Annotated in this window: 13 protein-coding genes and 2 pseudogenes; 9 read left to right on the forward strand and 6 right to left on the reverse strand. The window is 65.6% G+C overall.

Annotated elements, in window-relative coordinates; translation table 11 throughout:
- Positions 1–41 precede the first annotated feature (41 nt).
- The 7 genes from WMF27_RS38745 (at position 42) to WMF27_RS38775 (ending at position 3,914) form a co-directional block, all read left to right on the forward strand.
- Positions 42–329 (forward strand): hypothetical protein, encoded by a 288-nt coding sequence (locus WMF27_RS38745; RefSeq protein WP_437763874.1) that lies wholly within the window; start codon positions 42–44, stop codon positions 327–329.
- 711 nt (positions 330–1,040) lie between these two features.
- On the forward strand, positions 1,041–1,199 hold the full coding sequence (locus WMF27_RS38750; RefSeq protein ID WP_437763873.1) for a hypothetical protein: 159 nt from the start codon (positions 1,041–1,043) through the stop codon (positions 1,197–1,199).
- 62 nt (positions 1,200–1,261) lie between these two features.
- Complete coding sequence (locus tag WMF27_RS38755; RefSeq protein ID WP_437763872.1) at positions 1,262–1,756, forward strand: RNA polymerase sigma factor; 495 nt, start codon at positions 1,262–1,264, stop codon at positions 1,754–1,756.
- Positions 1,753–1,998: a hypothetical protein gene (locus WMF27_RS38760; RefSeq protein ID WP_437763871.1), complete on the forward strand. Its 246-nt coding sequence runs from the start codon at positions 1,753–1,755 to the stop codon at positions 1,996–1,998. The genes WMF27_RS38755 and WMF27_RS38760 overlap by 4 nt, the downstream gene beginning before the upstream one ends.
- Positions 1,999–2,202: 204 nt before the next feature.
- Positions 2,203–2,688 (forward strand): hypothetical protein, encoded by a 486-nt coding sequence (locus WMF27_RS38765; RefSeq protein ID WP_437763870.1) that lies wholly within the window; start codon positions 2,203–2,205, stop codon positions 2,686–2,688.
- Between the two features lie 327 nt (positions 2,689–3,015).
- Positions 3,016–3,282: a hypothetical protein gene (locus tag WMF27_RS38770; protein ID WP_437763869.1), complete on the forward strand. Its 267-nt coding sequence runs from the start codon at positions 3,016–3,018 to the stop codon at positions 3,280–3,282.
- A gap of 110 nt (positions 3,283–3,392) precedes the next feature.
- Positions 3,393–3,914 (forward strand): hypothetical protein, encoded by a 522-nt coding sequence (locus tag WMF27_RS38775; protein WP_437763868.1) that lies wholly within the window; start codon positions 3,393–3,395, stop codon positions 3,912–3,914.
- A 280-nt stretch (positions 3,915–4,194) separates the two neighbouring features.
- On the opposite strand, the pseudogene WMF27_RS38780 reads toward WMF27_RS38775, so the two are convergent.
- From WMF27_RS38780 to WMF27_RS38790, 3 genes and pseudogenes are all read right to left on the reverse strand, one after another.
- Positions 4,195–4,803 (reverse strand): annotated as a pseudogene (locus WMF27_RS38780) (IS1 family transposase); the annotation flags it as partial.
- Between the two features lie 40 nt (positions 4,804–4,843).
- Positions 4,844–6,396, reverse strand: a protein-coding gene (locus WMF27_RS38785) for an IS3 family transposase (protein ID WP_437764853.1) whose coding sequence is annotated in 2 segments (ribosomal slippage) — positions 4,844–5,919 and positions 5,919–6,396 — 1,554 coding nt in all. Because the reading frame shifts where the segments join, the coding sequence is not laid out codon by codon here.
- Between the two features lie 95 nt (positions 6,397–6,491).
- Positions 6,492–6,941: pseudogene (locus WMF27_RS38790) on the reverse strand (IS1 family transposase); the annotation flags it as partial.
- Between the two features lie 1,269 nt (positions 6,942–8,210).
- On the opposite strand from WMF27_RS38790, the gene WMF27_RS38795 reads away from it, so the two are divergent.
- A complete protein-coding gene (locus WMF27_RS38795) occupies positions 8,211–8,786 on the forward strand; it encodes a sigma-70 family RNA polymerase sigma factor (protein ID WP_437763866.1) in 576 nt (191 codons plus the stop codon).
- 201 nt (positions 8,787–8,987) lie between these two features.
- Entirely contained in the window at positions 8,988–9,263 is a 276-nt protein-coding gene (locus WMF27_RS38800) for a hypothetical protein (RefSeq protein WP_437763865.1), read from the forward strand.
- 192 nt (positions 9,264–9,455) lie between these two features.
- Here WMF27_RS38800 and WMF27_RS38805 read toward each other — a convergent pair whose 3' ends face one another.
- The 3 genes from WMF27_RS38805 to WMF27_RS38815 form a co-directional block, all read right to left on the reverse strand.
- Positions 9,456–10,601, reverse strand: a complete 1,146-nt coding sequence (locus WMF27_RS38805) for an IS1 family transposase (RefSeq protein WP_437763864.1) — start codon at positions 10,599–10,601, stop codon at positions 9,456–9,458.
- Between the two features lie 411 nt (positions 10,602–11,012).
- A complete protein-coding gene (locus tag WMF27_RS38810; RefSeq protein ID WP_437763863.1) occupies positions 11,013–11,537 on the reverse strand; it encodes a hypothetical protein in 525 nt (174 codons plus the stop codon).
- 24 nt (positions 11,538–11,561) lie between these two features.
- A complete protein-coding gene (locus WMF27_RS38815) occupies positions 11,562–12,959 on the reverse strand; it encodes an HD domain-containing protein (protein ID WP_437763862.1) in 1,398 nt (465 codons plus the stop codon).
- Between the last annotated feature and the right edge of the window lie 28 nt (positions 12,960–12,987).

The following is a 12,987-nucleotide window of genomic DNA, read 5'->3' on the forward strand; positions in this document are numbered from 1 at the left end:
CACAATCCTATTCGACGACTTGGCCAGAATCGAATCGCCGCGTGGCGGAGCGAGACCGACTCGGGCGCGCCACGCTCATCGCCTCCACGGACGTCGCCGCTCATGTCGTCAGGCGCCTCGCGCCCGCGCGCGAGGACGAGGACGAGGACGAGGACTTCGGGCACGGCGATCTCCTCTACGCTGCAGACGCCGTCGACCAGGCCTGGGCGCCGCTCGCCCGGTGGCTCCTCCACCACGGAAGCCCCGCGGGGAGCGCGCCGGATCCTCTGAACCGGCGCGCTCCGGGCTGCACGACGAGCGAGTTACCCCGGGCTCGACACGCCCGGTGATGGTTGGGGACGGCGCTTCCAGCCCCTCGAAACTCCAGCCCTTCGGAGGCCCGCCCCGCCACCACGCCAGCAGCCGGCCCTCCGTTCGCCACCTCCGGGCCAGCACGGCCGACGTGCTGCGCGCGCCCTATGCGGACGAGGAGGACGCGGCGCTAGATAACCCGCGCCCGCGCCCCGGCACGGCGCCCGCGCCGGGACCCGAAGCCCCGGCCGCGCCGCAGGAGCCGGCGAACCCCGACATGTAGAAGCCCCAACGCCCGGACGACATGGCCGGCGCGTGCTCGACCAGGCACCCCGGCATATCGAACATGGGCCCGCGCCTGGGCGGCGAGGCGCCCCGCGCATATCGGACATGGGCTCGCGCCTGGGCTGCGGGTAATGGTCAACTTTGACCCTTATTGGTCAAAATAGCCTGATTCGCGTGGCGGATCCCGATCTCGGTCCGTAGCGTTCGGCGCAAGGAAGTGCAGCCCGCGACGACGGCAATCGTCCGGGCTGCGTGGCCGAACCCCGACAGAACCGAGGTCCGACATGCTCACGGTAGTCCGTTCGCCTTCGGGCGAGCAAGAAGGCGAAGGTGCGCCCGCGCGCCGACGCCGCGTTTCCGCCTGCCTCTCCCTCACCCCAACCCAGCGCCAGCGGCTCAGGGCAGCCTTGCGCAGCCTTCGATCGGCGTACGGGTCGTGGTCCTGCCTCGCCGAGGTGATGGACATGTCCGTCATCGCGGTCGAGAGCATCGCGAACGGTAGGGCCAACGGCTCCCCAGCGACCGCGCTCCGCGCTGCGAAGGCAGCGGGCGTCTCGGTCGACCAGCTGCTCGGCGGGCTCGCCTCCGTGCAGCGTTGCCCAGCGTGCGGGAGGTCCGGGTGACCAAGCCGCGGAAGGGGGCCGGACGCCCGCCTGCCGCACGACACCCCAGGAAGAAGCCGACGATGGAGGCGATCCTCGCCGAGCGCGGGATCGTCCTGGCGACGCTCGCCGGCATCCCGAAGCGCGACCGCCGCGACGTGGAAGCCGAGGTGTTGCTCAACGCCTGGAACGCCGTCCGCCGTGGGCTCTACCGCCCCGACCCCCGGGACAAGCCGAGGGACGCCCTGCGAAAGTGGTTGCACGGAATCGCCTGGCGGCTGGCGTCGCACTACGTTCACAGCGCGTACGTGCGCCGCGCCGTGATCCATCCGTCGCCGCTCGGGTTCCTGCACGAGCCCGTCGGCGTCGACCTGCACGCCCAGATCGAGGCGCGCGAAGTGCTCGACGCCGTGGCCAGCCTGCCGAACTGGCAACGCGAGGCGCTGCTCTCTGTCGATGACCCGGAGTCGCTCGTCGCGTACGCCAAGCGGCGCCGGATGAACCCGCACACCGCGGCGTCGCGGCTCAAGATCGCCCGCGAGGCGCTGGCGCTGCGGCTCAAGAGGTGGCGGCGATGAGCGCCCGCGAGACGCGCCGCGTGCTGACCGAGGAGGACCTCTCCCTCATCGCCAGCGAGGTTCCGGCGCTGGCTGACCTCCGCGGCGTGCGCCCCTGGAACCGCGACAAGCTCTGGGCCGACGTGCTCGACGCCATCATCGAGGCCAGAACCAAGACCGAGCGCGCAGCGGCCCAGCAGGCGGTCGGCGCGATCCAGGCGCTCGACGCCATCGATCAGCTCTTCGTCCGGCACGACAGGTAGGCGGACCACTTCGCGCCGGATGCCGTCGCGACATCCGCGGCAACGTGGTTGGCTAACTTGTGGATAACTTGTTCAAAAGATGTTCGCTGCCTGTGTGTAACTCCGGCTACGGGTGTTTCGTTCAGAAATCACTGGTTCAAACAGTTTCGACCTTGCCCCTCCCCGGACGTTCTCGTAGACAATGTCGGACGGTTGAGGTCGGGCATGGGCAGGCGCGAGCAGATAATCCAGGTCGGGGCCAAGATTCAGACGCTGCGAAGCGAACTGGCCAGGCTGGAGTACGAACTCGACCTGCTGCTGGAGACTGACGACGGTCCGGTGTCGCCGAGGCCGTCCCATGATCCGGCTGTCATTGCGGCGCACGAGGCGGAGGCCAGTGCCGCCAGACGGATCGTCGGTCTGCTCGACGAGTTTCCGGACAGGGACTTCGGCGTCCCGGAGATCGCCAAACTGCTTCAACTGGAGAACGTGCAGTCGGCTCGTTCCGCCCTTGCCAGACTTGCTCGCGCAGGCAAGATATCGAAAATGGCGACCCGTGGTCGCTACCGCTCGGCGTCGCATTTGCGACTTGCTGACGCGATCGACCACGTTGAAGACGACGAGGCCGAGCTCGGCAAGCTCCTCGAAGGAGCCTCGCGTGACGGCCTAAACGTGGCTCCTTATTCGGAGGAGGACGTAGCGGACGAGTAGCTGCCACAAATAAGACTTCGGGTCGGTAAGGGCGTTGCAGCGCCCCCAACGACCCGGGCCGGTCTCAACCGGCTTGCGCAGCACGACCGGCCCCGGGCGGGGACGGGTAGCACCGTCACACAGTCGCTACCTTACCCGCTCGAAAGGCGCCGCGCAAGCACCTTTCAGCGACCTTCGCGTCGCAGCGGGGATAGGTGTGCCATGCGATCAAGCGATCGCGTCTCTAGAGCGTGAACGGGTGCGCCGGTCGTCGGCACGGCGACCACGTGCCGTCGCGCCCGATACGGAGTTTTGCGTCTTTGCGGGCGGGTCCCGCCGAGACAATCCGTGAGTCACGCAGTTGTGTTCGAGGAGGCCCTCATGGCCAACGACGATCCCCGTCCGAGGTACAGGTTTATCTACGTCTCCAGCTACTGGAACTGGGGACTGAAGCGTCGGGTATACGCGTACGAGTTCGGCTACCGGGCCATTCGGCTGGAGGTGAGGATCGACGGTCCGCGCCGCCAGGCGCCTGACCGGCAGTCGAGCGCTCACCGCGCTGCACCCGCCGCGCCTGTCCCGAGGCGGATGACCAGAAAGACGCCGCGCCGGTAACACCGGCTAGCGTCCGCACTGCCCGGCTGCCCTGCGGCGAGCCGGGCAGTGCGTTATTTGAACGTCTATAAGACGCAACGCTCGCGCGTCGCACCAAGGAGAGCCAGATCATGAGCCGACCACTGAAAGACATCATGAACGACATAACGAAAGACGCAGCCGTTGCGCGTCGCGAAGCCGAGCAGCGTGGAGCAGCCGAGCAGCGCGCAAGAGACGAAGCGGAGAACGTTAAAAAGGCACAACTGGCCGTCTTCAATGAAGCATTCGCGTCAACAACAAGCATTCTGAGCGGTATCAGGCGAGAGTTTTCGGCGCTAAATATCCAGGCGACGGTCATATCCGACAGGAGGAACGTGGTCGTCGACGGTGGGCAGTACGTGGACTTCGGCTCTCTTGTATTTCAGGTGCCAAGCACGATTGGCAAGATGGAGCGATGGGCCGCTGTTCGTTTCCTGTTTGCCGGTAACATCAGCACCGGGGTCGGCAGTGTTCACTTGTTTGCTGGCGGCAATGCCGGCGCGCATGGATCCGAAGGACTGACACGGCACGGTGCCGTGAACCTCACGAGCAAGTTTCCCAGAGAAGACTGGGAGCGACTCGCGCTGGATGCATTGGACAAGGTGCGCGGGTAGTCATCGGCGATGATGGTCACTGCCACGCTGTGACCATCCAGTCCCAGCATCGCGAGCAATGTCGTCGATCGCGTCCGCCAGTGTTCTTTCGCGTGGTACGCTGCGAAGCACGGGCGAACCTGAGATGACAGCGCGGGCCGCGCGAAGTGCCTCGATGCCGTCGTCTTCGATCACGGCACACCGCCCGCGAAGCATGCCCCAGTCGTCGCTGATTGGGGGCGCACCAGTTCGTTAGACATCGTGTAGTACGATGTTTCTGTGAACCACTTGCAAGCGGCGATCACTCATCATCTCCAAAAAGATTGAGTTGCGTCATCCGTCTCGGCCCCGGCGCGGTCGGCTGGGGCTCAGGTCCGGCGGGCGGCGTAGGCGCCACAGGCGCAGCCGGCGCGCCCCCAACCAGCCGGAGGAACCCCCTGCCGTTCGGGAGCGCCCTTGCTGGCGCCGTAGGCGCTCCCGCGGGCGCATCGGGCAGCTTGAGCGCCTTCGGTTGCGGCGGCTCCGTGGGCGTCTCGGCAAGCGCCGCGGCGACGAGCTCCTCGATGCTCCAGATGTGATCAGTCAGCCCGGCCTCCATGGCGGGCGTCACGCGCAGCGCCTCGTGCGGGCGGCAGAAGTTGTAGAACATCATGTGCAGCGCGACGGCCGCCTTGTGGTGCGGCAGGCGCCTGGAGAAGCCGTTGCAGAGCCGCGTGAAGCGGCGGATGTGCATGCGGATCGTGAGGTTCTGCCGCTCGACGTGCGACGTGCTGGCGCGCTTCATGTCGGGCACGCCGAACACGGGCGTCTTCGTGATGAACGGGTCGCGCGGCGGCTCGTAGCGGTGGTCGTCGTCCTTGCGGCCCTTCCGCCGGTAGTTCTTCACCACCTGGGCGTAGTCGACCGAGCCCGCGAGCGGTGGGTGTCAAGATAGTTGTCCAGTGAATCGGTCAGGTCCTCATGAGTGCTTTGGCCTCGTGGGTGTGGGGGTTGAGGGTCACGGGGCCGATCGGTGTCCAGTTGCGAGTCTGACCGGTCCAGCGCAGGGGCGTCCTGCGGCGGGCCCGCTGGTAGAGGGCGTGGCGGGCGGCGAGCAACGCGCCATCGCGACCGCGGTGGCGGTCGTCGGGCGTGACGAAGCGGATGCTGCTGTGCAGGTGCTCGCTGTTGTACCAGGCGACGAAGTGCTCGACCCACTGGCGCGCCTGCTCCACCGTGGCGAACGGGCGGCGTGGGTACTCGGGCCGGTACTTGAGCGTGCGGAACAGGGCCTCGGCGTAGGGGTTGTCATCGCTGACGCGAGGACGGCTGAAAGAGGGCACGACGCCCAGGCGCTGGAGGGTGGCGAGCATGGTCGAGCCCTTCATCGGGCCGCCGTTGTCCGCGTGCAGCACCAGGCAACCGGAGCCCACGTTTTCGCGGCCGCAGGTATGCTCGACGAGGCGAGCGGCAGCCAGCATCGACTCCTCGGCCTCGACCGACCAGCCGACAATCTTGCGGCTGTAGACGTCCACCACCAGGTACAGGAAGTAGAATGCTCCGCGCACTGCGCTCTTCAGGTAGGTGATATCCCAGCACCACACCTGATTGGGGCGTTTGGCGACGAACTCGCGAGGACGATGGGCGCGTGCCGGTCGAGCCGGATTGCGGTGCGCGAGCAGCCCCTGCTCGCGCAGGACGCGGTAGAAGCTCGACTCCGAAGCGATGTAGACGCCACGATCGGCCAGGCGCGGGACGATCTGCTTGGGCGAGAGATTGCGGAACTCGGGGCTGTTGGCCGTCTCGACGATGCGCCGGCGTTCCACGTCGGTCAGCTTGTGCACCGGGGCGTGACGCGGTCCGGCGCGGCCGTCCTCGCCGCCGGCCTCTCCTCGCCAGCGGGCCACGGTCCGCGCGCTGAGCCCGAGCGCGCTGCAGGCCGCCTCCAGCGTGGCGCCGGCCTGCACGGCCTCATCGATGAGCTCGAGCGTCACCTGTCGGTCTCCGGATCCGTGTCGTCGTCCCCGTCCCCCCAAATGGCTTGGACTTTTTTTTGCAGTACCAGCAGCGCCGCCGCCTCGGCCAACGCCTTGTCCTTGCGCCGCAGCTGCCTCTCCAGCTCCCGAACGCGCCGTGACGGGGCCGGGCTGTGACCTGCCTTCGCCGGCCCGCCCAGCGCCTCCAGCGCGGCCTTGCGCCACTCGGCGAGCTGCGCCTCGTGCAGCCCCTCGCGGCGCAGATACTCGCCGAGCTCCCGCTCGGAGAGCCCCGCCGCCTCCGTCATCGCGCGCAGCTTCTGCTCCGGGGTCCAGTCCTCGGGGCGGCGAGCGACGGCAGGGGGCGGAGCGGCGGAGCGGCGAGCGTCGTCGGACATCGGCGCCAGGCTACGAGCATCGCGAAGCCAGCGCGAGAGCGTCGTCTGATGCACCCCCGTCTCGGCCGACAGCGCCACCGCCGTCGGTCCTCCTGGAGCGAGAAGCCGCTGGACGATTTTTCTTTTGAAGGATTCTGAGTACTCTCTCACCTCAAAGCCTGTCTCCGCTCCCCGACAACGGTGACCTGATCCTTCGTAAGCGGATCAGACCGGGCGACAACTTCTCTGACACGGGGGGCGAGCGCGAACGACGACCCGACCGCGGCGACGTAGGGCGCCCAGCCGTCGCTGTAGAGCTGCGGGATGGTCACCAGGCGAGCCCGCAGATCCTTGATGAACGCGGCGGTGTTCGCCTCGTCCCGCTTGCCGACGCGGTAGGCGATCACGAGCTTCGACGCGCTCGCCATGCCGACGAACGTGTACGCCTCCCCGAACTCCGGCGAGTCGCCCGGCTTCACGCGAGCCTCCTTCTTCTGCACGTAGCTCCAGATCTCATCGACCTGCACCGTCACGCAGTCGACGTCGCGCACGAGCCGGTTGTGTAGCCGCTCGCAGCCTTCCCCCATGCGGAGCAGCAGCGACAGGATCGCCGGCTTGCTCACCTCCGTGAGCCGCGTCGTCGGGCGGATGCCCGCCCCCTCGACGAGGTGCGACACAACCTCGACGCGCTTCGCCATCGGCAGCACGTGTGCCATGCAGGGCCTTGCCTCTCCCCAAGCGGGGGCCCATGCTGCACGTGCGTCGTGCGCAGGGCGGACCTTCCGCTCGGCGTTCCGCAGCCCTGCTCTCGGGGACCAGCCGGGGGCAGGGCGCTTTGCTAAGTACCCTGCAAGATAGCAACGAAACGCCTTGTTTCCCGGGCTTTCTGAGCAGATAGGACACGGGTTGTCCTAGCCCTCGTGCGCGTTTACAGCCTGTTTGACGGCTCTTTTGCGTCGTTGGTCGCCAACGCTGACGAACGGTGCGGCGCGCGTGGTAGCGTCGCTGAATGACCGACCATGAGGACTGCCTCGCAGAGCCAATCGACCCAGTTCCGATGTGCGTCCAAGCTAAAGACGGAGTGTGGCACGCGACGCGCGGATCGCCGGACGGCGGCATCCCACATGGGTACATGAGCATCATCGGCGCACCCGTGTCGGCGATCGCCTGCTCACCAGAGACGATCCCCATAACGGGACCGTCCCAGCGTAGGCAGCCTACGTGTGCCGAATGCTGCGCCAACGTGCCACATTCGTGGGTCGTGGCCGCACTGCGCAGTGACGCAGCCAAGGACCGGCCGCCGGATGGCAGTCAAGACGACGACGAGACGGTTGGTCAATTTTGACCACTACCGGGCTGCGAGGCGGCCGGCCATGTCGGACATGGGCTCGCGCCTGGGCGGCGGGTAATTGCCAACTTTGGCGCTGAGTGGTCAAGTTTGCCTGAACGGCGTGGCGACTAGGGATCTCGCCGCGTAGGTTCGGCCTCAAGCAAGTGCAGCCCGCGGCGATTGCCATCGCCCGGGCTGCGTGGCCGAACCCCGATCACGCGAGGTCCGACGATGCAGTTGTACCTGCTCCCACCCGACGGTGGGCAAGGCGAAGGTGCGCCCAGGCGCCAGCGCCGCGTTTCCGCCTGCCTCTCCCTGACCCCGACCCAGCGCAAGCGGCTCCGCGCCGCGCTGCGCAGCCTTCGATCGGCATACGGTGCGTGGTCCTGCTTGGCCGAGGTGATGGACACGTCCGTCATCGCGATCGAGAGCATCGCGAACGCATCGCGATCGAGAGCATCGCGAACGGACGGGCCAACGGCTCGCCTGCGACCGCGCTCCGCGCTGCGAAGGCAGCGGGCGTCACCGTGGAGCAGCTGCTCGGTGGCCTCGCTCCGGTCCACCGCTGCCCGACGTGCGGGAGGAGCGGATGAAGCCCCGGCGGAAGGGGGCCGGACGCCCGCCTGCCGCACGACACCCCAGGAAGAAGCCGACGATGGAGGCGATCCTTGCCGAGCGCGGCATCGTCCTGGCGACGCTCGCCGGCATCCCGAAGCGCGACCGCCGTGACGTGGAGGCCGAGGTGTGGCTCAACGCCTGGAACGCCGTCCGACGTGGGCTCTACCGCCCGGACCCTCGGGACAAGCCGCGCGATGCGCTGAGGAAGTGGCTGCACGGCATCGCGTGGCGCCTCGCCTCGCACTACATCCACACCGCGTACGTGCGCCTCGCCGTGCTCCATCCGTCGCCGCTCGGGTTGCTGCGCGAGCCCGTCGGCATCGACCTGCGCGCCCAGATCGAGGCGCGCGAGATCCTGGACGCCATGGCCAGCCTGCCGCCCTGGCAGGTCGATGCGCTCCTCTCGGTCGACGACCCAGAGAGCGTCTCGGCGTACGCGCGGAAGCACCGCATGAGCCCGCACACGGCGCTCAGCAGGCTCAGGATCGCCTGGGAAGCCCTGGCGCTGCGACTGAAGCGGTGGCGCCGACAAGAGGCCGCAAAGCGCTTGACATCACGACGCAGATATGCTTCCAGGAAAACCTGGATCAATGAATGTCCACGTGGATCCTGAGTGCCCCACGTTTGCCCTTGCGCGAGTCGAATCCTCGAGCGTAGAGAAAGGGAAGCCGTGACCTGTCGCAAGCAGGCCGGCCTCGGCGCACTCTATCCCTCGTGCGGAAACGCTTCGCGGCGTTACAGTTGTATCAATTTCACATCTCGCATTCCGCGTCAAGGGATACGTGTGCCCAACTCATACAAGGAGATTGGGTCTATGGCAGTGGTCCTGATTACGTATGATGTGAACTTACCGGGCGACAAGCGCGATAAGCTGCTGAACTACATCAAGTCGTTCCAGGAATGGGGTAAACTGTCAGAGTCATGCTATGCAGTGCATAGCGTTCGGTGGACTGCTGATGACGTGTACAACCATGCGATGAAATTCCTCGACAGGAACGACACGCTTGTGACGGCCACTATCAAAGAGCCGTGCAGCGGTCAGACGCCAGACGAAACTATCGTCTGGCTAAAGCGCGCCCTCGGTAGATAGCTCCTCTTTCTCGCCTTCTGTTCCAGAAGACCTGGACTCTACCATCCTCGTGCCTACTCGCCGCGCGTGCTGCATGTCGATTTCTACGGTTCCGTAGTTGACACGGATTACGACTCCGTCGATCTCGTCTACGCTGGACAGTACAACCCTCATACTGCCTCCTCGACACGAGCCTGAGAAACCCATAGCCGCTCACGGCTCATCTTCGCTGAAGAGTGAGAGTTGAACCGACCTGCGAGGCTTCGGCTTCCACGCGAACAGGTCTAGTTGGGCACCAGGACCTTGATCCACTACCTCGTGGATCGGACTTTGTCCACCGTCGGAGGTGACCGCGGGCGCCACTGGGCTCGGCTCTGGCGCCGGAGCAGGGGTCGCTGAGCCCTTCCCGCCATCCACGACCCGAAGCCAGCCCCGGCCGTTCGGGAGCGCTCTGGCCGGTGCCGTAGGCGCTCCCGGTGACGGCTCCGGCAGGCGCAGCGCCCTCGGCTTCGGGGGCTCCCCCGGCGCTTCGGCGAGCGCCGCCGTGACGAGCTCCTCCACGCTCCACACGCGGTCGGTCATCCCGGCCTCCATCGCGGGCGTCACGCGGTGCGCCTCGTGCGGGCGGCAGAAGTTGTAGAACGCCATGTGCAGCGCGACGGCCGCCTTGTCGTGCGGGAGGCGCTTGCTGAACCCGTTGCAGAGCCGCGTGAACCGACGGATGTGCATGCGGATCGTCAGGTTCTGCCGCTCGAGGTGGCTCGTGCTGGCGCGCTTCATGTCGGGCGCGCCGTAGACCGGCGTCTTGGTGATGAACGGGTCGCGCGGCGGCTCGTACCTGTGATCGTCGTCCTTGCGAGCCTTCCGGTTGTAGCGCTTCACCACCTGGGCGTAGTCGACCGAGCCGGCGAACGACGCGCCCACGGCCGCGACGTAGGGCGCCCACCCGTCGCTGTAGAGCTGCAGGACGGACACCAACCGGCTCCGCAGATCCGCGATGAACGCGGCGGTGTTCGCCTCGTCGCGCTTCCCCACGCGGTACGAGATCACGAGCTTCGACGCGCTGGCCATGCCGACGAAGACGTACGCCTCGCCGACCTCGGGCGAGTCGCCCGGCGTCACGCGCGCCTCTTTCTTCTGCACGTACAACCAGATCTCGTCGACCTGGACCGTGCGACAGTCGACGTCGCGCACGAGCCGGTTGTGCAGCCGCTCGCAGCCTTCGCCGACGCGCAGTAGCAGCGTCAGGATCGCCGGCTTGCTGACCTCGGTGAGCCGTGACGTGGGTCGGATGCCCGCCCCTTCGACAAGATGCGCAACGACCTCGACGCGCTTCGCCATCGGCAGCACGTGTGCCATGCAGGGCCTTGCCTCTCCCCAAGCGGGGGCCCATGCTGCACGTGCGTCGTGCGCAGGGCGGCCCAACCGCTCGGCGTTCCGCAGCCCTGCTTCCGGGGACCAGCCGGGGGCAGGGCGATTTCGTGTAGGCCCTAAATCTAAGCCACAAATAGCGATCTTCGAGGCGCACGCGGCAACGATAGGACAGCCTATGTCCCAGCCGCGGAGCACTCATAATGCCTTATTTCGTGGGCAATACTGCCTAGAAGCGAAGGGCGACGACTTGCACCTGGAGGCAGTCGAGTGACCGCAGATCAGTGTCGGGATGGTGGCTTGCGGTGGTACGTGCGGGAGTGAAGTGTGAGATGGTGGCTCACTCGGACCGCTCAAATTGCGATCGCATCCGGCGAAATGGGATCATATACACATTACCTAAAGCTGGAGTTCGTGGAGCAGCCTTCTGGCCGCAGACTCATACTGAGCGCACTGAGGCTTCCGTTCCAGCGCCTCACGGAAGGCCGCATCACGATCGAGATCATCGGCACGCCGAAGGAAATCGGCCGTCGCTGCCAGTTCCAGCGTCCGCCAGTGCGCGCCGTCGCAAATCTTGAGCACGTTGTCGACGACTGCACGTGTGACTGGATCTACTCGGGCAGCGTAATCCACAGCGCGCTCCCCCGGCTGGTACTCGTAGCGCCTCCACCCATCATCATCGCTCTCTTCATGCTCCGCGACGACTTTCGAGCGCACGGCCCCCTTAATAGCATCGGCTACCTCGGCGGAGAATGGGCCGTAATGGTGATACTCGAAGAAGAAGGGTTCCACTGGCTTTGCCCCCTTCTGCTGGAGGAGATACATGAGTTTTTGGACCCGGAGTCGACCGACAAGCTTCCCCGTGTTAATGACGATCAGCGCCAACATCGACGCCAAGTCCATCTGATCTTGGAAAGTTGACATGATCCGCGGATCCTCTCTCCTGGGTTAGTCCTTGAGCAGGTCAGGCGGTAGACCCTCCCGCACCTCCTCTGGAACGACCAGCCGCTGCATCTTGAACCCCGCATCGAGGAGATCCAGCATGCTCTTGCCACGCGTTTCGTCCTCGATGGGCCGAGTCTCACCATGCTTCGAGACGAGCAGGATCGGGTCGGACCCGCTGTCCTCCCGACCCCACCGATAGGGCTTGTAATTCTCGCGACCGATCTGGTCGAGGCGAACGTAGTAATTCGCTTCAACGCCTGGGAAAGCCTTCATAACGCGCGTTCTCGCTTCCTCCTGTAACGTCGCTAGCTTCTCGAAGTCGGATGTCAAAACATCAACCGCTTTCAGGAAGCGACGTCGCTTGAGACGATCGCAGAGATCCCGCAGCGTAGGATCTTTCGAATCACGCCAACGCTGTATTAGTCCCCAAACATGGGCCTCATCGAGTCGAACGTAGTCGTCGAGCGGAACCTTATTACCATCCTCGATGAGTGCCCAGAGCGGATCCCGTTTGTCGCCGCCGGGAAAAAGCGCGTCTCGGTGGGCGGCACCGGAAGCTGCAAGCTCGCGCGCGCGCCGGAGCGCTGCGTTTAGCAGCCACGAGACTGCTCGTGCGGTGTGGTGGAGGTAGATCGACTGATACAGATGGTAGAGCGCGTGGAGGTAGTTCTCCACTACATCACGCGCTCTGTCGTCTACTACTATGTATTCCTCTGGTGCTTGATCCTGCGGAGGGTCGTCCTTGAATGGCCGCGTCCATACGTACAGGGAGCCGATCAGCCGCTCACGATCGAAGCGGTGGCTTACAATGCCGCACATCATCGCATCACGGGCAGTGTAGTCGAGCCGGTCTGCATCGAGCTGGCTGGACACTAGTCCGTAATACCAGCGGCGAGGCTTCCGCTTCTTATAATCGATGAACGGGAGTAGTTTCTCCGGCAGCTCTTTGTCATGCTCTCGCAGGCACGTCGCAATCGGGGATCCGTCCTCCGTGAGAATCCGGCTCGTGAGCGTTTCGTGGTGAAAAATCTTCTTCCCGAGAATTTCTTCGAGCAGGTGCGAGAACGGGCCGTGCCCCACGTCGTGCAAGAGAGCGGCGAGTGTCGTGAGCTTCCGATCCTCAGCACTGTTCGCTCGTCCGCTATTTTGACACACCGCGTCGTACATGCGGCCAGCAACGTGCGCGGCTCCGAGCGAATGGGCGAACCGAGAGTGCTCAGCACCTGGGAACACCAGGTTCAATACTCCGTTCTGCTTGATACCACGGAGGCGCTGGAAGATTTCGTCATCCACGATCTTGCGGATGAGCTCGTCAGCTCCATCACGTGCGAACGCGATGTCTCCATGGACAGGGTCCCGGAAAATGAAGGGGCGCCGCAGCCGGTCCATGCCGGTGGACATGGGGCGCATGGTATCCGTGTTCACCACT

It is taken from the genome of Sorangium sp. So ce281, from assembly GCF_051527395.1.
In the GTDB taxonomy this organism is placed as follows: Bacteria; Myxococcota_A; Polyangia; order Polyangiales; family Polyangiaceae; genus Sorangium; species Sorangium cellulosum_B.